The sequence below is a fragment of the Pseudomonas sp. PA27(2017) genome (assembly GCF_001945445.1).
Classification (GTDB): Bacteria; Pseudomonadota; Gammaproteobacteria; order Pseudomonadales; family Pseudomonadaceae; genus Aquipseudomonas.
Window position 1 is genome coordinate 141,650 of the sequence record NZ_MSXW01000061.1, and the last position, 19,972, is coordinate 161,621.

23 protein-coding genes are annotated in these 19,972 nt (G+C 62.5%); 22 read left to right on the top strand and 1 reads right to left on the bottom strand.

What is annotated here, in order from left to right:
- The first annotated feature begins 6 nt into the window (after positions 1-6).
- From yajC to BVH06_RS22270, 4 genes are all read left to right on the top strand, one after another.
- Positions 7-342, top strand: a complete 336-nt coding sequence (yajC, locus tag BVH06_RS22255) for a preprotein translocase subunit YajC (RefSeq protein WP_070887893.1) — start codon at positions 7-9, stop codon at positions 340-342.
- 73 nt (positions 343-415) lie between these two features.
- Positions 416-2,284, top strand: coding sequence for a protein translocase subunit SecD (gene secD, locus BVH06_RS22260; RefSeq protein ID WP_075931265.1), 1,869 nt, complete (start codon positions 416-418; stop codon positions 2,282-2,284).
- Between the two features lie 9 nt (positions 2,285-2,293).
- Positions 2,294-3,214 carry a protein translocase subunit SecF gene (secF, locus tag BVH06_RS22265; protein WP_075935524.1) on the top strand — a complete coding sequence of 307 codons (921 nt, stop codon included), beginning with the start codon at positions 2,294-2,296 and terminating at the stop codon, positions 3,212-3,214.
- A 126-nt stretch (positions 3,215-3,340) separates the two neighbouring features.
- Entirely contained in the window at positions 3,341-3,883 is a 543-nt protein-coding gene (locus BVH06_RS22270) for a glycine zipper 2TM domain-containing protein (RefSeq protein ID WP_075931263.1), read from the top strand.
- 96 nt (positions 3,884-3,979) lie between these two features.
- Here the strand turns inward: BVH06_RS22270 and suhB are convergent, their stop codons facing one another.
- Positions 3,980-4,795, bottom strand: a complete 816-nt coding sequence (gene suhB / locus BVH06_RS22275; RefSeq protein WP_013792395.1) for an inositol-phosphate phosphatase — start codon at positions 4,793-4,795, stop codon at positions 3,980-3,982.
- Between the two features lie 143 nt (positions 4,796-4,938).
- Here suhB and trmJ point away from each other — a divergent pair, with 143 nt between their 5' ends.
- The 18 genes from trmJ (at position 4,939) to bamB (ending at position 19,943) form a co-directional block, all read left to right on the top strand.
- Entirely contained in the window at positions 4,939-5,715 is a 777-nt protein-coding gene (trmJ, locus tag BVH06_RS22280) for a tRNA (cytosine(32)/uridine(32)-2'-O)-methyltransferase TrmJ (RefSeq protein WP_075935525.1), read from the top strand.
- On the top strand, positions 5,708-6,487 hold the full coding sequence (cysE, locus tag BVH06_RS22285; protein WP_013792393.1) for a serine O-acetyltransferase: 780 nt from the start codon (positions 5,708-5,710) through the stop codon (positions 6,485-6,487). The genes trmJ and cysE overlap by 8 nt, the downstream gene beginning before the upstream one ends.
- A gap of 150 nt (positions 6,488-6,637) precedes the next feature.
- Positions 6,638-7,135: a Fe-S cluster assembly transcriptional regulator IscR gene (gene iscR / locus BVH06_RS22290; RefSeq protein WP_070887886.1), complete on the top strand. Its 498-nt coding sequence runs from the start codon at positions 6,638-6,640 to the stop codon at positions 7,133-7,135.
- Between the two features lie 45 nt (positions 7,136-7,180).
- Positions 7,181-8,395 carry an IscS subfamily cysteine desulfurase gene (locus BVH06_RS22295; RefSeq protein ID WP_075935526.1) on the top strand — a complete coding sequence of 405 codons (1,215 nt, stop codon included), beginning with the start codon at positions 7,181-7,183 and terminating at the stop codon, positions 8,393-8,395.
- A 42-nt stretch (positions 8,396-8,437) separates the two neighbouring features.
- Positions 8,438-8,824 (top strand): Fe-S cluster assembly scaffold IscU, encoded by a 387-nt coding sequence (gene iscU / locus BVH06_RS22300; protein WP_002552476.1) that lies wholly within the window; start codon positions 8,438-8,440, stop codon positions 8,822-8,824.
- Between the two features lie 12 nt (positions 8,825-8,836).
- Complete coding sequence (iscA, locus tag BVH06_RS22305; protein ID WP_070887884.1) at positions 8,837-9,160, top strand: iron-sulfur cluster assembly protein IscA; 324 nt, start codon at positions 8,837-8,839, stop codon at positions 9,158-9,160.
- Positions 9,160-9,687: a co-chaperone HscB gene (hscB, locus tag BVH06_RS22310; RefSeq protein ID WP_075931260.1), complete on the top strand. Its 528-nt coding sequence runs from the start codon at positions 9,160-9,162 to the stop codon at positions 9,685-9,687. The genes iscA and hscB overlap by 1 nt, the downstream gene beginning before the upstream one ends.
- Positions 9,688-9,741: 54 nt before the next feature.
- Entirely contained in the window at positions 9,742-11,607 is a 1,866-nt protein-coding gene (gene hscA / locus BVH06_RS22315; protein ID WP_075935527.1) for a Fe-S protein assembly chaperone HscA, read from the top strand.
- A 3-nt stretch (positions 11,608-11,610) separates the two neighbouring features.
- Positions 11,611-11,952: an ISC system 2Fe-2S type ferredoxin gene (fdx, locus tag BVH06_RS22320; RefSeq protein ID WP_070887881.1), complete on the top strand. Its 342-nt coding sequence runs from the start codon at positions 11,611-11,613 to the stop codon at positions 11,950-11,952.
- A gap of 15 nt (positions 11,953-11,967) precedes the next feature.
- Positions 11,968-12,168, top strand: a complete 201-nt coding sequence (gene iscX, locus BVH06_RS22325) for a Fe-S cluster assembly protein IscX (RefSeq protein WP_075935528.1) — start codon at positions 11,968-11,970, stop codon at positions 12,166-12,168.
- A 139-nt stretch (positions 12,169-12,307) separates the two neighbouring features.
- Complete coding sequence (gene ndk / locus BVH06_RS22330; RefSeq protein ID WP_013792385.1) at positions 12,308-12,739, top strand: nucleoside-diphosphate kinase; 432 nt, start codon at positions 12,308-12,310, stop codon at positions 12,737-12,739.
- Between the two features lie 24 nt (positions 12,740-12,763).
- The gene (rlmN, locus tag BVH06_RS22335; protein WP_075935529.1) at positions 12,764-13,912 is read left to right on the top strand and encodes a 23S rRNA (adenine(2503)-C(2))-methyltransferase RlmN; all 1,149 of its coding nucleotides are present in this window, start codon (positions 12,764-12,766) and stop codon (positions 13,910-13,912) included.
- 10 nt (positions 13,913-13,922) lie between these two features.
- A complete protein-coding gene (gene pilW / locus BVH06_RS22340; protein WP_075935530.1) occupies positions 13,923-14,687 on the top strand; it encodes a type IV pilus biogenesis/stability protein PilW in 765 nt (254 codons plus the stop codon).
- Entirely contained in the window at positions 14,684-15,703 is a 1,020-nt protein-coding gene (locus tag BVH06_RS22345) for a RodZ domain-containing protein (protein ID WP_075935531.1), read from the top strand. Before pilW ends, BVH06_RS22345 begins: the two co-directional genes overlap by 4 nt.
- Position 15,704: 1 nt before the next feature.
- Positions 15,705-16,817 (top strand): flavodoxin-dependent (E)-4-hydroxy-3-methylbut-2-enyl-diphosphate synthase, encoded by a 1,113-nt coding sequence (gene ispG, locus BVH06_RS22350; protein WP_075931255.1) that lies wholly within the window; start codon positions 15,705-15,707, stop codon positions 16,815-16,817.
- 20 nt (positions 16,818-16,837) lie between these two features.
- A complete protein-coding gene (gene hisS / locus BVH06_RS22355; RefSeq protein WP_075935532.1) occupies positions 16,838-18,127 on the top strand; it encodes a histidine--tRNA ligase in 1,290 nt (429 codons plus the stop codon).
- 33 nt (positions 18,128-18,160) lie between these two features.
- Complete coding sequence (locus BVH06_RS22360) at positions 18,161-18,799, top strand: tetratricopeptide repeat protein (protein ID WP_075931386.1); 639 nt, start codon at positions 18,161-18,163, stop codon at positions 18,797-18,799.
- Positions 18,792-19,943: an outer membrane protein assembly factor BamB gene (gene bamB / locus BVH06_RS22365; protein ID WP_075935533.1), complete on the top strand. Its 1,152-nt coding sequence runs from the start codon at positions 18,792-18,794 to the stop codon at positions 19,941-19,943. The genes BVH06_RS22360 and bamB overlap by 8 nt, the downstream gene beginning before the upstream one ends.
- Positions 19,944-19,972 lie beyond the last annotated feature (29 nt).

Genomic DNA, 19,972 nt, shown 5'->3' on the forward strand with positions numbered 1-19,972 from the left:
TGTCAAATGAGCTTTTTTATTCCCGCTGCCTACGCTGATGCCGCTGGCCCTGCTGCCGGCCCGGCTGGTACCGGTTTCGAGTGGATCTTCCTGATCGGCTTCCTGGTCATCTTCTACCTGATGATCTGGCGCCCCCAGGCCAAGCGTGCCAAGGAGCACAAGAACCTGCTCGGCAATCTGCAGAAGGGCGATGAAGTGGTAACCAGCGGCGGCATCGCCGGCAAGGTTTCCAAGGTCAGCGACGATTTCGTGGTCATCGAAGTGTCCGACACGGTCGAGCTGAAGATCCAGAAAGCAGCCGTTGCGGCAACCCTGCCCAAAGGCACGCTGAAAGCCATCTAATTCCTCTGTTCCAGTTTTATCCATCCCGCGGGGCGCATATTGCGCCCCGCGTCATAAGCGGGCGGCGTCATTCATGCTCAACAAATACCCTTTGTGGAAGTACCTGCTGATCGCGGTCGTGCTGATCGTCAGTCTGATTTATTCCGCACCCAATCTTTACCCCGATGATCCGGCAATCCAGATCAGCGGGGCCAGTTCGGCGCAGACCATCGCGCAGGCCGATCTCGACCGCGTCAGTAAGGCGCTGACCGAGGCGGGCATCGAGGTCAAGGCATCGAACGTAGGCGAGCAGGGCCGCAGCGGCCTGATTCGTCTGGTCAGCCAGGGCGACCAGCTGCCGGCCAAGGACATCGTACGCAAGGCCCTGGGCGACAACTTCGTGGTGGCCCTGAACCTGGCCCAGACTACGCCCGAGTGGCTGCGCAAGCTTGGTGCGAGCCCGATGAAGCTCGGCCTTGACCTCTCCGGCGGTGTGCACTTCCTGCTCGAAGTCGATATGGACAAGGCGCTGGACGTGCGTCGCCAGGTCTACGAGGGCGAGCTCAAGAGCCTGCTGCGCAAGGAGCGTGTGCGTTATCGCAGCATGCCGCAGCAAGGTGGCGCCATCCAGCTGGGCTTCGCTGACGCCGAAACGCTGGCCAAGGCCGAGCAACTGATTCGCAAGGATTACAACGACTTCGAGCTCAACGCTCAGGAGCGTGGTGGCCAGCAGGTGCTGCGCGTGACCATGACGCCGGCCAAGATCGCGGAAATTCGTGAGTACTCCATTCGCCAAAACCTGACCACGGTGCGTAACCGGGTCAACGAGCTGGGCGTGGCCGAGCCGCTGGTGCAGCGCCAGGGTGCCAACCGCATCGTGGTCGAGCTGCCAGGTGTGCAGGACACTGCCGAAGCCAAGCGTATTCTCGGCAAGACCGCCAACCTGGAGTTCCGTCTGGCAGCCGACCCGAACGCGCCGCGTGGCACTACCGAGCAGTTCGGTTTCCGCGAAGAAGGCCGTCCGCCGGTACAGCTCGAGCGTGAGCTGATCATCACCGGTGACCAGGTCACCGATGCCCAGGCCAGCTTCGACGAGAACGGTCGTCCGCAGGTCAACATCCGTCTGGATGGCCACGGCGGTGACCTGATGAACCGCGCTACCCGCAGCAACGTCGGGCGCAGCATGGCGGTGATCTTCATCGAGCAGCGTCCGCTGACCCGCTACGTGAAGCAGATGGTCGACGGTGTCGAGAAGGAAGTGCAGGTCGACTCCTTCAAGGAAGAGAAGCAGATCATCAGCCTGGCGACCATCCAGTCGCCGCTGGGCAGCCAGTTCCGCATTACCGGCCTGAACGGTCAGGGTGAGTCGTCCGAGCTGGCGCTGCTGCTGCGTGCCGGTGGTCTGGCTGCGCCGATGTACTTCGCTGAAGAGCGCACCATCGGCCCGAGCCTGGGTGCCGAGAACATCGTCAAAGGCATCGAGTCCACCGAGTGGGCAATGATCTTCGTGTCGCTGTTCATGGTCTGCATCTACCGTTTCTTCGGCTTGCTGGCCACCATCGCTCTGGCATTCAACCTGACCCTGCTGGTTGGTCTGATGTCGGTGATCGGTGCGACCCTGACTCTGCCGGGTATCGCCGGTATCGTGCTGACCCTGGGTATGGCGGTCGATGCCAACGTGTTGATCTACTCGCGTATTCGCGAGGAGTTGAACAACGGCCTATCGGTACAGCGCGCCATTCATGAAGGTTTCGATCGTGCCTACACCGCGATTCTCGACAGTAACCTGACCACGCTGCTGGTCGGTGCGATCCTGTTCGGGTTGGGGACCGGGCCGATCAAGGGTTTCGCCGTCACGCTGTCGATCGGGATCATCACCTCGATGTTCACCGCGATCATGTTCACCCGAGGGATGGTCAACCTGATCTTCGGTGGCCGTAACTTCAAGAAACTGTGGATTTGAGGTGAGGCTATGAGACTTCCATCCCGCATTCCGTTCATGGCGATACGCAACGTTGCGTTCGCCATCACCGTGGTTATCAGCCTCATCGGCCTGGGTAGCCTGTTCAAGCATGGCCTTAATTTTGGCCTGGATTTTACCGGCGGTACGCTGATCGAGCTGACCTACGAGAAGCCAGCCGATCTGGAACTGATCAAGCGTGAGCTGGGGCAGGCCGGTTATGCCGACGCCGTGGTGCAGAGCTTCGGTTCCACCACCGACGTACTGGTACGCCTGGCTGGTGACTCGGCCGATCTGGGCAACCAGGTCGCCGCTGCGCTGCGTCAGATCGACACCGAGACCTCTTTCGAGGTCAAGCGCGTCGAGTTCGTTGGCCCGCAAGTGGGCGAGGAGCTGCGTGACCAGGGTGGCCTGGCGATGTTGCTGGCCCTGGGTGGCATCCTGCTGTACCTGGCGTTCCGCTTTCAGTGGAAGTTCGGTGTCGGCGCGGTGGCATCCCTGGCGCACGACGTGATCGTCACGCTCGGCATCCTGGCGTTCTTCCAGGTGCCCTTCGATCTGACGGTGATGGCGGCCGTGCTGGCGATGCTGGGTTACTCGCTGAACGACACCATCATCATCTACGACCGCATTCGCGAGAACTTCCGGATGATGCGCAAGGCGGACATCATCGAGAACATCGACGTGTCGGTGACCCAGACGCTGCTGCGTACCATCGCGACCTCCACCTCGACCGCCATGGCGCTGATCGCCCTGCTGGTCTTCGGTGGCGACAGCCTGGCCGGCTTCGCGCTGACCCTGCTGATCGGTGTCGTGGTCGGTACCTACTCGTCGGTCTACATCAGCGCCCCCGTGCTGATCTGGCTGAAGCTGACCTCCGAGGATCTGATTCCTCCGGCGACCACTGCAGAGGGTGTGGATGACCGCCCCTGAGGCGTGATGCATTCACCATTTGCGCTGCATAAAGGCGGGCGACAAGGGAACTTGTCGCCCGTTTTGCATTTCCAAGGCTGGGAGTAGAGCGCGTATAGGCGCTGCAGTTGTGATCAGGAGAATCGCATGAACAAGTCATTGTTGGTTGGTGCTGTGCTGGGTGCCGTCGGTGTCACTGCGGGTGGCGCTGTTGCGACCTATAGCATGGTGAGCGGGCCCAAGTACGCCGAGGTTCTGGCAGTCAAGCCGGTGACCGAGACCATCAAGACGCCGCGTGAAGAATGCCGGGAAGTCGCGGTGACCCGTCAACGCCCCGTGCAGGATCAGCATCAGATCGCCGGTACGGCGATCGGCGCCGTGGTCGGTGGTCTGCTGGGCAATCAGGTGGGCGGTGGTAATGGCAAGAAGATCGCCACCGTTGCAGGCGCCGTAGGTGGCGGTTATGCCGGCAACAAGGTGCAGGAGGGCATGCAGGCGCGTGACACCTACTCCACCACTGAAACTCGCTGCAAGACCGTGAACGACACCAGCGAGAAGATCGTCGGTTATGACGTGAAGTACGATCTGGATGGCAAGGTAGGTCGTGTACGCATGGACGAGGAGCCGGGCAGCAAGATTCCGGTTCGCGATGGCAAGCTGGTGCTGGCGGATTCCGATTCGGATGAATGATCCGTCTTTCGAAATATAGAAAAGGCGCTCCCCGGAGCGCCTTTTTCTTGGGTAATAAAAAACCGGCCCGAAGCCGGTTTTTCATTGGAGTCGCGATCAGCGCTTGAGCGATGCCGAGAGGTGCGGCTGAATCGCGGTCAGCACGGCCTTGAAGCATTTGGTATTGCCGGCAACGATCTGGCCCTTCTCGAGGAATTCGTGGCCACCGCTGAAGTCGCTGACCAGGCCGCCCGCTTCCTGGATCAGCAGTGCGCCGGCGGCCATGTCCCACTCGGACAGGCCGAACTCCCAGAATGCGTCGAAACGACCGGCAGCCACGTAGGCCAGGTCAAGGCTGGCAGCGCCGGCGCGGCGTACGCCAGCGGTCTGGCCGACCAGGCTGCGGAACATGCCCAGGTAGTTCTCGAGGTTATCGAGCTGGTCGTTACGGAACGGGAAACCGGTGCCGAGCAGGGCGCCGTCCAGGCTCTTGCGGTTGCTGACGCGCAGGCGACGACCGTTGAGGGCGGCGCCACGGCCGCGGCTGGCGGTGAATTCTTCCTGGCGAACCGGATCGATGATCACGGCGTGTTCCAGGCGACCGCGGTATTTGCAGGCCAGGCTGACGGCGAAATGCGGAACACCACGCACGAAGTTGGTGGTGCCATCGAGCGGATCGATGATCCACTGGTAGTCGGCGCCTTCGCCGCTGCCTTCGAGCAGGCCACCTTCCTCGCCGAGGAAGCTGTGGGTCGGGTAGGCCTTGCGCAGGGCCTGGACGATCATCAGCTCGGCCGAGCGGTCGATCTCGGTTACGTAGTCCTTGGCGTCCTTTTCATCTACGGAGATGACGTCCAGGCGTTCGATTGAGCGGAAGATCATTTCACCGGCGCTACGGGCTGCGCGCAGCGCGATGTTCAGCATGGGCTGCATGGAAGTTCACCTGGGGTCGTAATAAAGCCGGCCATTCTAGCAGAAAAGCCCGTCGCATGAAGTGCCGTCCGTGTCCTGCATGACACAAAGGAGGGTGCTTCTGTAAGATTTGCTACCTCATTTATCCGACGCGGGCGTCTACCTTGCTGCAGAACATTCGAGTGGTACTGGTCAACACCAGTCATCCCGGCAATATCGGCGGTGTGGCCAGGGCCATGAAAAACATGGGGTTGTCGCGTCTGGTGCTGGTCGAACCGCGCCAGTTTCCGAGCGAGGAGGCCGTCGCACGGGCCTCCGGCGCCACCGATATTCTCGAGGCCGCCGAAGTCGTGTCCTGCCTCGAGGATGCCTTGGTTGGTTGCAGTCTGGCCTTCGGAACCAGTGCACGAGAGCGACGTATTCCCTGGCCGTTGATCGATCCGCGCGAGTGCGGCGTGGCGGCCGTGCAGAAGGCTGTCGAGGGCGGCGAAGTGGCGCTGGTGTTCGGTCGTGAGCACGCAGGCCTGACCAACGAAGAGCTGCAGCGCTGTCATTTTCACGTGCACATCCCTTCCGATCCGGCCTTCAGTTCGCTGAACCTGGCGGCGGCCGTGCAGGTGCTGACCTACGAGGTACGCATGGCGGCCCTGGCTCGTGAAAACGCGCAGGTCGCGCCTCGCCAGGAGGCGGTTGTAGAGGAGGGCGATCAACCGGTAACGGCGGATGAGATGGAATCCTTCTATGGGCATCTGGAGAAGTCGCTGGTGGAGATCGGCTTTCTCGATCCCGCCAGCCCGCGGCATCTGATGAGTCGCCTGCGTCGCCTGTACGGGCGTGCCGAGGTGACCCGGTTGGAAATGAATATCTTGCGCGGCGTCCTGACCGAAACCCTCAAGGCGGCGCGCGGTGAGCACCACAAACGGGGAAAGACTGATGTTTGAGCGCATGCGGGAAGATATCCAGGGTGTTTTTCATCGTGATCCGGCGGCGCGTAACGCGTTCGAAGTGGTCACCTGTTACCCCGGGCTGCATGCAGTGTGGCTGCACCGTGCGGCGCATGCGCTATGGACCTCCGGCTGGAAGTGGTTGGCACGTGGCGTATCGAATTTCAGTCGCTGGCTGACCGGCATCGAAATTCATCCTGGCGCAGTGATCGGCCGGCGGTTCTTCATCGATCACGGCATGGGTATCGTCATCGGCGAGACCGCCGAAATCGGTGACGACGTGACGCTCTACCAGGGCGTGACCCTGGGCGGCACCAGTTGGAACAAGGGCAAGCGTCATCCGACGCTCGAGGATGGCGTGGTGGTCGGTGCCGGTGCCAAGGTACTCGGCCCGTTCACCGTAGGGGCGGGCGCCAAGATCGGTTCCAATGCGGTGGTCACCAAAGCGGTGCCGGCAGGGGCGACCGCGGTCGGCATCCCGGCCAAGATCATCGTCAAGGGTGATGACGGGCTCGAGGCGCAGCGCCAGGCCATCGCCGACAAGCTGGGCTTCGACGCCTACGGGGTCAGCCAAGATATGCCCGACCCGGTGGCCCGCGCGATCGGTCAGTTGCTCGACCACCTGCACGCGGTCGACAACCGCCTTGAAGGCATTTGCGGTGCGCTGGGCAAGCTGGGCAGTGATTACTGCGCCAAGGACATGCCGCAGCTGCGTGACGAGGATTTCGCTGGCGTTTGCAAGGATCAGGGCGACAAACCGGCTGCGTGATGCGGGGCGGGTCTGGCTTTGCTATGATCCGCCGCCACTTTTAGTGGGAAGGGGCTCCTAAATCCGAGTGTTTTGGTTGGTCTTATAGTTGACTCAAATACTCGGATAAGAGGATAATCGCTTCACATTGTGAATCCTTGGTAACCCTTCATGCGACTGACTACCAAAGGCCGATACGCCGTGACTGCCATGCTCGACCTGGCGCTGCATGCGCAGAATGGGCCGGTATCCCTCGCCGATATCTCCGAGCGTCAGGGTATTTCCCTTTCCTATCTCGAGCAGCTGTTCGCCAAGCTTCGTCGTGGAAGCCTGGTCTCCAGCGTGCGCGGGCCTGGTGGTGGTTATCAGCTGTCGCGCAACATGCAGGGCATCCAGGTCGCCGAAGTGATCGACGCGGTCAACGAATCCGTCGATGCCACGCGCTGCCAGGGGCAGGGTGGTTGTCACTCCGGCGATATCTGCCTGACCCACCACCTGTGGTGCGATCTCAGCCAGCAGATTCACGAATTTCTCAGCGGCATCAGCCTGGCCGACCTGGTCACGCGCCGCGAAGTGCAGGAAGTCGCCCAGCGCCAGGATCAACGTCGCTGCGCCAACAACGGCAGGGCGCACCATCTGGATAAGATTGAAGCGTCCACCGTCGATTGAGCACGCAAGGCGCCGGCCTGATACCTGATTAGGAGATACCGAAAAATGAAATTGCCAATCTACATGGATTACTCCGCGACAACGCCGGTCGATCCGCGCGTTGCGCAGAAAATGATCGAATGCCTGACCAATGAAGGCAACTTCGGCAACCCGGCTTCGCGCTCCCATGTATTCGGCTGGAAAGCCGAGGAAGCGGTCGAGAATGCCCGTCGCCAGGTGGCCGAGCTGGTCAATGCCGACCCGCGCGAAATCGTCTGGACCTCCGGTGCCACCGAGTCCGACAACCTCGCCATCAAGGGTGTCGCGAGCTTCTACGCCAGCAAGGGCAAGCACCTGATCACCTCGAAGATCGAGCACAAGGCTGTCCTGGACACCATGCGTCAGCTCGAGCGTGAAGGTTTCGAGGTCACCTACATCGAGCCCGGTGAAGACGGCCTGATCACTCCGGCCATGGTCGAGTCGGCGCTGCGCGAGGACACCACGCTGGTGTCGATCATGCACGTCAACAACGAGATCGGCACCGTCAACGACATCGCTGCGATCGGTGAACTGCTGCGTGCTCGTGGCGTGTTCTTCCATGTCGATGCCGCCCAGTCGACCGGCAAGGTCGAGATCGACCTCGAGAAGCTCAAGGTCGACCTGATGTCCTTCTCGGCGCACAAGACCTATGGCCCGAAAGGCGTGGGCGCCTTGTACGTACGTCGCAAGCCGCGTATCCGTCTGGAAGCCCAGACCCACGGTGGCGGCCACGAGCGCGGCATGCGTTCCGGTACCCTGGCGACCCACCAGTGCGTCGGCATGGGTGAAGCCTTCCGTATCGCCAAGCAAGAGATGGCCGCCGAGAACGCCAAGGTGCTGGCGCTGCGTGATCGCTTCTTCAAGCACGTCGAGGGCCTGGAGGAGTTGTACGTCAACGGCAGCATGACTGCCCGCGTGCCGCACAACTTGAATCTGAGCTTCAACTACGTCGAAGGCGAGTCGCTGATCATGGCCCTCAAGGATCTGGCGGTATCGTCCGGTTCGGCCTGTACCTCGGCGTCTCTGGAGCCTTCCTACGTACTGCGTGCCCTGGGCCGCAACGATGAACTGGCGCACAGCTCGATTCGCTTCACCTTCGGCCGCTTCACCACCGAAGAAGAAGTCGACTACGCGGCACAGAAGGTCTGCGAGGCCGTTACCAAGCTGCGCGAACTGTCGCCGCTCTGGGATATGTTCAAAGAAGGTGTCGACATTTCCAAGGTGGAATGGGCAGCACACTAAAAGCTGCCGGTGAGCGGCGCCTGATGAGAGAGGATTGATAACATGGCTTACAGCGAAAAGGTCATCGACCACTACGAGAACCCGCGCAACGTCGGCAAGATGAATGCGGAAGACCCGGACGTCGGCACCGGCATGGTCGGCGCGCCGGCCTGCGGCGACGTGATGCGTCTGCAGATCAAGGTCAACGAACAGGGCGTCATCGAAGATGCCAAGTTCAAGACCTACGGCTGCGGTTCTGCCATCGCTTCCAGCTCCCTCGCCACCGAGTGGATGAAGGGCAAGACGCTGGACGAGGCGGAAACCATCAAGAACACCCAGCTCGCCGAAGAACTGGCGCTGCCGCCGGTGAAGATCCACTGCTCGGTACTCGCCGAGGACGCCATCAAGGCGGCCGTGCGCGACTACAAGCAGAAGAAAGGTTTGCTCTAAGGAGGTTTGTCGATGGCTATCAGCATGACTCAAGCCGCTGCCCAGCATATCCGTCGCTCGCTCGACGGTCGTGGCAAGGGTGAGGGCATCCGTCTCGGGGTTCGTACCACCGGGTGTTCCGGCCTGGCCTACGTGCTGGAGTTCGTCGACGAAACCGCCAGCGAAGACCAGGTGTTCGAAAGCCATGGCGTCAAGGTGATCATCGATCCCAAAAGCCTGGTCTATCTTGACGGCACTGAGCTGGATTTCGTGCGCGAAGGGTTGAACGAAGGCTTCAAGTTCAACAACCCGAACGTGCGCGGTGAATGCGGCTGCGGCGAAAGCTTCAACATCTGATGAAGCGTTCAGGCCCCTGTCACTTCGCTCTGTTCGAGTTGCAGCCGAGCTTTCGTCTGGATCTCGACCAGCTCGCCGCCCGATACCGCGAGCTGGCGCGCAGCGTGCACCCGGATCGCTTCGCCGATGCCCCCGAGCGTGAGCAGCGCATTGCGCTCGAACGCTCGGCGAGCCTCAACGAGGCTTACCGCACGCTCAAGAGCGACTCGCAGCGGGCGCGCTACTTGTTGGCGATGCGCGGGCCCGAGTTGCCGCTGGAAGTCACCGTGCAGGATCCCGACTTCCTCATGCAGCAGATGCAGTGGCGTGAAGAGCTCGAAGATCTGCAGGACGAAGCCGACCTGGCTGGTGTGGCGGCCTTCAAGGGGCGCCTGAAAGTTGCCCAGCAGGAGTTGAACGAACGCTTCGCCGAGGCTTGGGAAGACGATGCGCGCCGAGAAGAGGCCGAACGCCTGATGCGCCGCATGCAGTTTCTCGACAAGCTTTCCCACGAGGTGCGCCAGCTGGAAGAGCGCCTCGACGATTAATGCTCGCGCGGCTGCCGTGGCCGTGCCTGATACCCAGATAAGCACCGACTACCTATGGCTTTATTGCAGATTGCTGAGCCCGGCCAGAGCCCCCAACCTCACCAGCGTCGTCTGGCGGTCGGGATCGATCTGGGCACCACCAATTCCCTCGTCGCGGCCGTGCGCAGCGGCGTCAGCGAGCCGCTGCCCGATGCCGAAGGGCGCCTGATTCTGCCGTCGGCCGTGCGCTACCACGCCGATCGCGTCGAAGTGGGCGAGGCTGCCCGCCTTCAGGCTGCCAGCGACCCGTTCAACAGCATCCTCTCGGTCAAGCGCCTGATGGGTCGTGGCCTCGCCGACGTGAAGCAATTGGGTGAGCAGTTGCCTTACCGCTTCGTCGCCGGCGAGTCGCACATGCCGTTCATCGACACCGTGCAAGGCCTGAAGAGCCCCGTCGAAGTGTCCGCCGATATCCTCAAGGTGCTGCGCCAGCGTGCCGAAGCGAGCCTGGGGGGCGAGCTGGTCGGGGCGGTCATTACCGTGCCGGCCTATTTCGACGACTCCCAGCGCCAGGCCACCAAGGACGCCGCGCGTCTGGCTGGCCTGAGCGTGTTGCGCCTGCTCAACGAGCCGACGGCCGCCGCGGTTGCCTATGGTCTCGACCAGAAGGCCGAGGGCGTGGTGGCGATCTATGACCTGGGTGGTGGTACCTTCGATATTTCCATCCTGCGTCTGACCGGCGGCGTGTTCGAAGTGCTGGCGACCGGGGGCGACAGTGCCCTGGGCGGCGACGACTTCGACCATGCCATCGCTGGCTGGATCGTCGAGCAGGCCGGTCTGTCGGCCGATATCGCGCCTGGTGCCCAGCGCAGCCTGCTGCAGGCGGCCTGTGCTGCCAAGGAAGCGCTGACCACCGCCGATAGCGTCGAAGTGACCTACGAGCAGTGGCAGGGCATGTTGTCCCGTGCCGACTTCCAGGCGTTGATCGAGCCGATTGTGGCGCGCAGCCTCAAGGCCTGTCGCCGCGCCGTGCGTGATGCCGGTATCGAGGTCGAGGACGTCGGCGCGGTGGTCATGGTCGGCGGCTCGACTCGTGTGCCGCGTGTACGTGAGGCGGTTGGCGAGTTGTTCGGCCGTCAGCCGCTGACCGATATCGATCCGGATCAGGTGGTCGCCATTGGCGCCGCGATCCAGGCCGATGCCCTGGCCGGCAACCGCCGTGCCGATGGTGAGGAGTTGCTGCTGCTCGATGTCATCCCGTTGTCCCTGGGGCTGGAAACCATGGGTGGGCTGATGGAGAAAGTGATTCCGCGCAATACCACCATTCCGGTCGCTCGCGCCCAGGAGTTCACCACTTACAAAGATGGCCAGAGCGCCATGATGATCCATGTGCTGCAGGGCGAGCGCGAGTTGATCAGCGATTGCCGCTCGCTGGCGCGCTTCGAATTGCGGGGCATTCCGCCGATGGTGGCCGGTGCTGCGAAGATTCGCGTGACCTTCCAGGTCGATGCCGACGGTCTGCTCAGCGTCAGTGCCCGCGAACTCGCCTCGGGCGTCGAAGCCAGCATCCAGGTCAAGCCATCCTACGGCCTTACCGACGGCGAAGTCGCGCGCATGCTGCAGGACTCTTTCCAGCATGCCGGCGGTGACAAGGCTGCCCGCGCATTGCGCGAGCAGCAGGTCGACGCGCAGCGTCTGCTCGAGGCGGTCGAGGGTGCCTTGCAGGCTGACGGCGAACGTCTGCTGGATGCCGAAGAACGCATGGTGATCGACCTGCAGATGCAGGAGTTACGTGATTTGTTGACGGGCACCGATGGCCTGGCCATCGAGCAGCAGACCAAGCGTCTGTCGCAGGTGACCGATGCCTTTGCCGCCCGGCGCATGGATTCGACGGTAAAAGCCGCGCTGGCCGGGCGCAGCCTGAATGAGATCGAGGAATAAGCGATGCCCGTGGTAACTTTTCTGCCCCACGAGAAATTCTGCCCCGAAGGGCTGGTGGTCGAGGCGCCGTCAGGCACCTCGATCCTGGAGCTGGCCCACGAGCACCATATCGAGATGGAAAGCGCCTGCGGCGGCGTGTGTGCCTGCACCACCTGCCACTGTATCGTGCGCAAGGGGTTCGACTCGCTGAACGAAGCCGACGAACTCGAAGAGGATTATCTGGACAAGGCCTGGGGGCTGGAAGCGCAGTCGCGCCTGGCCTGCCAGGCGATCGTCGGTGAACAGGACATTACCGTCGAGATTCCCAAGTACTCGCTCAACCACGCTGCTGAAGCGCCGCACTGATCAGGAAGCCACGACATGAGCCTGAAATGGGTTGATGTGCTCGAAATCGCCATCCAGCTCGCCGACAGCAAGCTGGACGTCGATCCCCGTTATGTCAATTTCGTCCAGCTGCACCGCTGGGTGGTCGAGCTGCCGGAGTTTTCCGACGACCCGCAGCGCGGAGGCGAGAAGGTCCTCGAAGCCATTCAGGCTGCCTGGATCGAAGAAGCGCAGTAAGCCTGGGCCGGACGTTATCCGGCTCTTTTATGCTGAGCAGGTGCCACCTTGGGGCATCGCTCTTATGCTTTTGACTGGAACCCGCGTATAATTCGCGGGTTTAATTTTTGGCTTTAATCCACCGTTTCTGGAGTTTCACATGGCTGTTCAACGTACTTTCTCCATCATCAAGCCGGATGCCGTTGCTAAAAACGTTATCGGCAAGATCACCACTCGCTTCGAAGAAGCCGGCCTGCGCATCGTTGCTTCCAAGCAGCTGCAGCTGTCCGAGCGTGAAGCTGCCGGTTTCTACGCCGAGCACAGCGAGCGTGGTTTCTTCAAGGATCTGGTTGCTTTCATGACTTCCGGTCCGGTCATCGTTCAGGTTCTCGAAGGCGAGAACGCCATCGCCAAGAACCGCGAGCTGATGGGCGCTACCAACCCGAAAGAAGCGGCTGCCGGCACCATCCGTGCTGACTTCGCCGTCTCCATCGACGAGAACGCCGTACACGGTTCCGACTCCGAAGCTTCCGCTGCTCGCGAAATCGCTTACTTCTTCTCCGCTACCGAGATCAACGCCCGCATTCGCTAAGGCGAAGCGTGCGAAGGTGACGTCATGACCGACACGAATGGCAAAATCAACCTGCTGGGCCTGACCCAGCCGGAAATGGAGCAGTTCTTCGACAGCCTCGGAGAGAAGCGCTTTCGTGCCGGTCAGGTCATGAAGTGGATTCACCACTTCGGCGTCGATGATTTCGCCGCCATGACCAACGTCGGCAAGGCCTTGCGCGAGAAGCTCGAGGCCGCTGCCTACATTCGCGGGCCCGAAGTGGTCAGCGAAGACATTTCCTCCGATGGCACACGCAAGTGGGTCGTGCGCGTGGCGTCGGGCAGCTGCGTGGAGACCGTGTACATTCCCCAGGGCGGGCGTGGCACCCTGTGTGTTTCCTCGCAAGCGGGCTGTGCCCTGGATTGCAGTTTCTGCTCCACGGGCAAGCAAGGCTTCAACAGCGACCTGACCAGCGCCGAGATCATCGGCCAGGTGTGGATCGCCAACAAATCGTTCGGCAGCGTGCCGGCGAAGATCGACCGCGCCATCACCAACGTGGTGATGATGGGCATGGGCGAGCCGCTGCTGAACTTCGACAACGTCGTCTCCGCCATGAAGATCATGATGGACGACCTGGGCTACGGCATCTCGAAGCGCAAGGTCACCTTGTCGACCTCCGGCGTGGTGCCGATGATCGACAAACTCGCCGAAGTCATCGACGTGTCCCTGGCACTGTCGCTGCACGCACCCAATGACGAACTGCGCAGCCAACTGGTACCGATCAACAAGAAGTACCCGCTGGACATGCTGCTGGCCGCCTGCAAGCGCTATATTTCCCGCCTCGGCGAGAAACGTGTGCTCACAGTCGAATACACCCTGCTCAAGGACGTGAACGATAAACTCGAGCACGCCGAGCAGATGGTCGCGCTGCTGGCCGATGTGCCCTGCAAGATCAACCTGATTCCCTTCAACCCGTTTCCCCATTCGGGTTACGAGCGGCCGAGCAACAATGCGATTCGCCGCTTTCAGGAGCTGCTGCAAAAGGCCGGGCACAACGTCACGGTGCGTACCACCCGTGGTGAAGACATCGATGCTGCCTGCGGGCAACTGGTCGGCCAGGTGATGGACCGCACGCGTCGTAGCGAGCGCTACATCGCCGTGCGCCAGCTGAATGCCGACGCCGAGGCGGCGCGCCCCGCCGCCAGCCGCAACTGAGAGGATCTCCATGACCGTGCTGCGTTCCCTGCTGTTCTTGTTCGGCACCAGTCTGCTCACCGCCTGCGTATCGACCGGTGACGTCGACCCGATGAAAACGCCCGAAGGGCGCAAGAAAGCCTACGATTCGTTCGTGCAGCTGGGTATCGGTTATCTGCAGCAGGGCGAGACCGGGCCGGCCAAGGTGCCGCTGAAGAATGCGCTGGACATCGACTCCTCGGGCGCTGACGCCCACGCCGTGCTCGCCCTGGTGTTCCAGCGTGAGATGGAACCCAAGCTGGCCGATGAACATTTTCGCAAGTCGCTGTCCAAGAACCCCAGGGATGCACGGCTGCTGAACAACTACGGTGGTTTCCTGTTCGAGCAGAAGCGCTACAAGGAAGCCATGGAACGCTACAGCCTGGCCGCCGAGGACAGCCTCTATCCGGAGCGCGCCCGGGTGTTCGAGAACATGGGCATGACCGCCATGATGCTCAAGCAGCGCCAGGAGGCCAAAGCCTATTTCGAGCGTTCGTTGCGCCTCAACAGTCGCCAGCCGCGGGCCCTGCTGGAGATGGCCAATCTCTCCTACGAAGATCGCGAATACGTGCCTGCGCGCAGCTATTACGAGAGTTTCAGCGCCATTTCCGAGCAGAACGCCCGCAGCTTGTTGCTGGGCGCGCGCCTGGCCACGATCTTCGAGGATCGTGACCGTGCTGCCAGCCTCGGCCTGCAATTGAAACGTCTTTATCCCGGTACGCCGGAATATCAGCAATATCTGTCGGAGCAAAGATGAAAGCGGCCCAACCCGAAGTTGCAGCAGCTCATCGCGTCAATCCTGGAGAAGCCCTGCGTGCAGCGCGTGAGAGCCGAGGCTGGTCGGTGGCCGAAGTCGCTACCCAGCTCAACCTCACGCCAATGCGCCTGAGCCAGCTGGAGGCCGGCGAGTTCGAGAAGCTGCCAGGCAACACCTTTTCCCGTGGTTACATCCGCGCCTACGCGAAATTGCTGGGCCTGGAGCAGGCACCCCTAGTGGCCGACTTCGATCAGTTCACCGGCAGCAACGCCACGGGCAGCAGCGTGCATGCGCTGGGCCGGATCGAGGAGCCGACGCGCTACTCGCAAAGCATTCTGCGCCTGGTCAGCTTCCTGCTGCTGCTCGGCGTTGGCGGCGCCTGTTTCTACTGGTGGCAGGACCAGGGCTGGCAGCTCGATGACCTGAAGAACGTCGGCATGGGCCATGTCGAGGTCGACGGCGCCGATGGCAGCACCCAGATTCATCCGCTCGATGAGCCGGAAGACCAGGCCGTCGCCGAGGCGCAGAACCAGGGTACCGAATTGCCGTTGCCAGGCGTTTCGGGCGAGCAGGCTGAAGAGGCCCCGAGCGAAACGCCGCCGGCCACCGCTACCGAATTGCTGGAACAGAACCCGCCAGCTGGCCAGACCGCGCCTGCTGAGCAGACACCCGCTGCACCAGCCGGATCGACTGCACCCGCGGCGCCAGCCGCACCGGCTGCCCAGGCGCCCGCTGCCGCCGCTGCCCAGCCGCAGGCCCCGGTGGCGGCTGGCGAAGGCCTGATCAGCGTGAAGTTCACTGCCGATTGCTGGATCCAGGTGACCGATGCCAACGGCAAGGTCGTCGCCAGCGGCCTGAAACGCAGCGGTGACAGCCTCGACGTACGCGGCCAGGCACCGATGGAGTTGCGCCTGGGCTTCGCCCGCGGCGCCCAGGTGACCTACAACGGTGCTGCTGTCGATGTGACGCCGCATATCTCCGGTGAAACCGCACGCTTGAAGTTGGGTGGGCAGTAATATGCACGGTGAATCACCGATCAAACGTCGTCTCTCTCGCAAGATCTGGGTCGGTTCGGTACCGGTCGGCGGCGATGCCCCCATCGCCGTACAGAGCATGACCAATACCGATACCAACGATGTGGCCGCCACCGTCGAGCAGATCCGTCGCCTCGAAGCGGCCGGTGCCGACATCGTCCGCGTCTCCGTTCCGGACATGGACGCTGCCGAAGCCTTCGGTCGCATCAAGCAGCAGGTCAACCTGCCGCTGGTGGCCGACATTCACTTCGATTACCTGATCGCCCTGCGTGTGGCCGAGCTGGGCGTCGATTGCCTGCGCATCAACCCCGGCAACATCGGCCGCGAGGATCGCGTCAAGGCAGTGGTCGAGGCCGCGCGCGACAAGGGCATTCCGATTCGCATCGGCGTCAACGCAGGCTCCCTGGAAAAGGACCTGCAGAAGAAATACGGCGAGCCGACGCCCGAGGCGCTCGTCGAGTCGGCCCTGCGTCACGTCGAGCATCTCGACCGCCTGAACTTCCCCGACTTCAAGGTCAGCGTGAAGGCCTCCGACGTGTTCATGGCCGTCGAGGCCTATCGCCTGCTGGCCAAGCAGATCGAACAGCCGCTGCACCTGGGCATCACCGAGGCCGGCGGCCTGCGCTCCGGTACCGTGAAGTCCTCGGTGGGCCTGGGCATGCTCTTGGCCGAAGGTATCGGCGACACCATCCGCATCTCCCTGGCGGCCGATCCGGTGGAGGAGATCAAGGTTGGTTTCGATATCCTCAAGTCGCTGCGCCTGCGTTCGCGGGGCATCAATTTCATCGCCTGCCCGAGCTGCTCGCGCCAGAACTTCGACGTGGTCAAGACCATGAACGAGTTGGAAACCCGCGTCGAGGACCTGCTGGTGCCGCTGGACGTCGCGGTGATCGGCTGCGTGGTCAACGGCCCAGGCGAGGCCAAGGAAGCCCATATCGGCCTCACCGGAGGTACGCCGAACAACCTGGTGTACATCGATGGCAAGCCGGCTTCCAAGCTGACCAATACCAACCTGGTGGATGAGCTGGAAAAGCTGATCCGCGAAAAGGCGGCCGAAAAGGCTGCAGCCGATGCGGCTGTGATCGTGCGCGGCTGATCCGTGCTTAAGGAAAACAAGTGAGCAAGTCCCTGCAAGCCATTCGTGGCATGAACGATATCCTGCCGCAGCAGACCCCGGCCTGGCGCTATCTGGAAAGCACGCTGGCGACCTTGCTGGATAGCTACGGCTATCAGGAAATCCGCCTGCCGATCCTCGAGTTCACCGACCTGTTCGCCCGTGGCATCGGCGAGGGCACCGATGTGGTCGACAAGGAGATGTACACCTTTCTCGACCGCAACAACGAATCCCTGACCCTGCGCCCCGAAGGCACCGCCGGCTGCGTGCGCGCCGTGCTCGAGCATGGCCTGACCGGTGGCGGTCAGGTGCAGAAGCTGTGGTACGCGGGCCCGATGTTCCGCTACGAGAAGCCGCAGAAGGGCCGTTATCGCCAGTTCCACCAGATCGGTGTGGAAGTGTTCAACCTGCCAGGGCCCGACATCGACGCCGAGCTGATCACCCTGACCTGGCGCCTGTGGAAGAAGCTCGGCCTGGCCGGCGCGGTGACTCTGCAGCTCAACAGCCTGGGTTCCAGCGAAGCCCGCGGCGTGTACCGTGACGCCCTGGTGGCCTACCTGCGCGAGCGCTTCGATCAGCTCGACGAAGACAGCCAGCGTCGCCTGACCACCAACCCGCTGCGCATCCTCGACAGCAAGAACGCCCAGACCCAGGCGCTGCTCGCCGATGCCCCGACGCTGCACGACTATCTGGATGACGAGTCCCGCGTGCACTTCGACGGCCTCAAGGCGCGTCTGGATGCCGTCGGCATCAAGTACGAGATCAACCCGAAGCTGGTGCGCGGCCTGGATTACTACGGCCGCACTGTATTCGAGTGGGTGACCGACAAACTCGGATCTCAAGGCACCGTATGCGCCGGCGGTCGTTACGACGGGCTGATCACCCAGTTCGGCGGCAAGCCTACTCCAGGTGTTGGCTTCGCCATGGGCGTCGAGCGCCTGGTGCTGCTGCTCGAAACCCTGCAGTGCGTACCCGCTGAATTGAACCGCCCGGCCGATGCCTTCATCTGCGCCTTCGGCGAAGCGGCTGAGTTGGCTGCATTGGCCTTGGCTGAAGACGTACGTAACCAGGTTCCGGGGCTGCGCCTGCTGGTCAATGCCGGCGGTGGCAGCTTCAAGAGCCAGTTCAAGAAGGCCGACAAGAGCGGAGCCCTGTATGCTCTGATTCTCGGTGAGGACGAACTGGCCAAGCGCGTGGTAGGTTGCAAACCTTTGCGCGACGACAGCGAACAACAAAGCATTGCCTGGTCGGATCTTGCCGACCATCTGGCATCCTGCACCCAGCAGGCTTGAGCGATTTAGCGATTAAGGAGTATTGGGGTGGCGTTGAACAGCGATGATGATGAACTGGCCGGCCTGAAAGACTGGTGGGATCGTAACGGCAAGCCACTGCTAGCGGGTGGCGCCCTGGCGCTGATCGCGGTATTTGGCTGGCAGGGTTGGCAGAAGTACCAGACCAACCAGGCGCAGGGCGCGTCGATTATCTATCAGCAACTGCTGGAGTCGGCCATGACCCCAAGCGGTCAGCCGGATGCCGCCAAGGTGGCCACGCTCGCCGGGCAGCTGAAGAAAGACTTCGGCGGCACCCAGTACGCCCAGTACGGCAGCCTGTTCGTGGCCAAGGTCGCGGTCGAGTCCGGCAAGCTGGACGATGCAGCGACCGAGCTGCGCAGCGTGGTCGACAAACCGGCCAACGAGACCCTGGGCGAGCTCGCTCGTCAGCGTCTGGCTCGCGTGCTGGCTGCCCAGGACAAGGCCGACGAAGCGCTCAAGCTGCTCGACGGCGACGCCGACCAGGCGTTCCTGGCCAGCCGTGAAGAACTCAAGGGCGACCTGCTGGTGAAGCTGGGCCGTACCGACGACGCCCATGCCGCCTACGTGAAAGCCAAGGGCGCGCTGGCTGAAGAAGCTGCCGTCGGTGGTCTGCAGATGAAGATCGACGACCTGGCCAAAGGGGATGCATGACGTGATGCGTTGGAAGAATGCCGCACTGCTGGCCCTGGCCGTCCTGGCCGTGGGTTGCAGCAGCAACAGCAAGAAAGAACTGCCGCCTGCCGAGCTTCCCAAGTTCACCGAGGAAGTGAAGCTGCAGAAAGAGTGGAGCCGCTCGATCGGTGACGGTCAGGGCGACATCTACAACATGCTCGAGCCGGTGGTCGATGGCGAGCAGATTTTCGCCGCCGACGTCGAAGGCCTGGTCGTCGCCATGGACCGCATGACCGGCAAGGTCGCCTGGAAGAAGGAGCTGGAAGTTCCGGTTTCCGGCGCCGTGGCGGCTAGCTATGGCATGGTCGTGGTCGGCACCCTCAAGGGTGAAGTGATTGCCCTGGATTCGTCCAACGGTGAAGAGAAGTGGCGCGCCCGCGTGCCCAGCGAAGTGCTCTCCGCCCCGGCCATCAGCAGCGACACCGTGCTGGTGCAAACCCAGGACGACACCCTCGTCGCATTGGACGCCTACAGCGGTCAGCAACGCTGGATCTTCGAGAACACCCCGGCCGTGCTGACGCTGCGTGGTACCGGCAGCCCGCTGCTGACCAACCAGCTGGCCATCGCCGGCCTGTCCAGCGGCAAGGTCATCGCCCTCGACGCACAGCGCGGCATCCCGGTCTGGGAACAGCGCGTGGCTATTCCCCAGGGGCGTTCCGAACTCGACCGTATCGTCGACATCGACGGCGGCCTGCTGCTCTCCGGTGGCCAGCTCTACGTGGTCACCTACCAGGGCCGCGTCGCGGCGCTGGATCTGCAGAGCGGCCGGGTGATCTGGCAGCGCGAGGCGTCCAGCTCCATGGGCGTGGCGCAGGGCTTCGGTAACGTGTACGTGACCCTGGCCAGTGGTACCGTTGAAAGCATCGACGAGCGCTCAGCCTCGGCACTGTGGACCAACGACGCCCTGGCGCGTCGCCAACTGTCGTCACCTGCGGTGTTCTCCAGCTACGTCGCGTTCGGCGATCTGGAAGGCTATCTGCACCTGATCAGCCAGGTCGATGGCCGTTTCGTCGGCCGTACCCGCATCGACAGTGACGGCCTGCGTGCGCGTCCGCTGGTGGTCGGCGACTGGCTGTATGCCTTCGGCAACGGCGGCAAACTGGTGGCTCTGACCATCAAGTGAGCCCCGGCTTCGCTCGTCCGGTAGTACCG

Excerpts from the sequence above, each read along its gene's own strand:
- BVH06_RS22295 (WP_075935526.1), top strand. The coding sequence starts at position 7,181 with ATGAAATTGCCAATCTACATGGATTACTCCGCGACAACGCCGGTCGAT.
- ndk (WP_013792385.1), top strand. The coding sequence starts at position 12,308 with ATGGCTGTTCAACGTACTTTCTCCATCATCAAGCCGGATGCCGTTGCT.
- iscX (WP_075935528.1), top strand. The coding sequence starts at position 11,968 with ATGAGCCTGAAATGGGTTGATGTGCTCGAAATCGCCATCCAGCTCGCC.
- iscU (WP_002552476.1), top strand. The coding sequence starts at position 8,438 with ATGGCTTACAGCGAAAAGGTCATCGACCACTACGAGAACCCGCGCAAC.
- ispG (WP_075931255.1), top strand. The coding sequence starts at position 15,705 with ATGCACGGTGAATCACCGATCAAACGTCGTCTCTCTCGCAAGATCTGG.
- suhB (WP_013792395.1), bottom strand. The coding sequence starts at position 4,795 with ATGCAGCCCATGCTGAACATCGCGCTGCGCGCAGCCCGTAGCGCCGGT.
- hscB (WP_075931260.1), top strand. The coding sequence starts at position 9,160 with ATGAAGCGTTCAGGCCCCTGTCACTTCGCTCTGTTCGAGTTGCAGCCG.
- iscR (WP_070887886.1), top strand. The coding sequence starts at position 6,638 with ATGCGACTGACTACCAAAGGCCGATACGCCGTGACTGCCATGCTCGAC.
- cysE (WP_013792393.1), top strand. The coding sequence starts at position 5,708 with ATGTTTGAGCGCATGCGGGAAGATATCCAGGGTGTTTTTCATCGTGAT.
- BVH06_RS22345 (WP_075935531.1), top strand. The coding sequence starts at position 14,684 with ATGAAAGCGGCCCAACCCGAAGTTGCAGCAGCTCATCGCGTCAATCCT.
- hscA (WP_075935527.1), top strand. The coding sequence starts at position 9,742 with ATGGCTTTATTGCAGATTGCTGAGCCCGGCCAGAGCCCCCAACCTCAC.
- bamB (WP_075935533.1), top strand. The coding sequence starts at position 18,792 with ATGCATGACGTGATGCGTTGGAAGAATGCCGCACTGCTGGCCCTGGCC.
- pilW (WP_075935530.1), top strand. The coding sequence starts at position 13,923 with ATGACCGTGCTGCGTTCCCTGCTGTTCTTGTTCGGCACCAGTCTGCTC.
- secD (WP_075931265.1), top strand. The coding sequence starts at position 416 with ATGCTCAACAAATACCCTTTGTGGAAGTACCTGCTGATCGCGGTCGTG.
- secF (WP_075935524.1), top strand. The coding sequence starts at position 2,294 with ATGAGACTTCCATCCCGCATTCCGTTCATGGCGATACGCAACGTTGCG.
- iscA (WP_070887884.1), top strand. The coding sequence starts at position 8,837 with ATGGCTATCAGCATGACTCAAGCCGCTGCCCAGCATATCCGTCGCTCG.
- fdx (WP_070887881.1), top strand. The coding sequence starts at position 11,611 with ATGCCCGTGGTAACTTTTCTGCCCCACGAGAAATTCTGCCCCGAAGGG.
- yajC (WP_070887893.1), top strand. The coding sequence starts at position 7 with ATGAGCTTTTTTATTCCCGCTGCCTACGCTGATGCCGCTGGCCCTGCT.
- rlmN (WP_075935529.1), top strand. The coding sequence starts at position 12,764 with ATGACCGACACGAATGGCAAAATCAACCTGCTGGGCCTGACCCAGCCG.
- BVH06_RS22270 (WP_075931263.1), top strand. The coding sequence starts at position 3,341 with ATGAACAAGTCATTGTTGGTTGGTGCTGTGCTGGGTGCCGTCGGTGTC.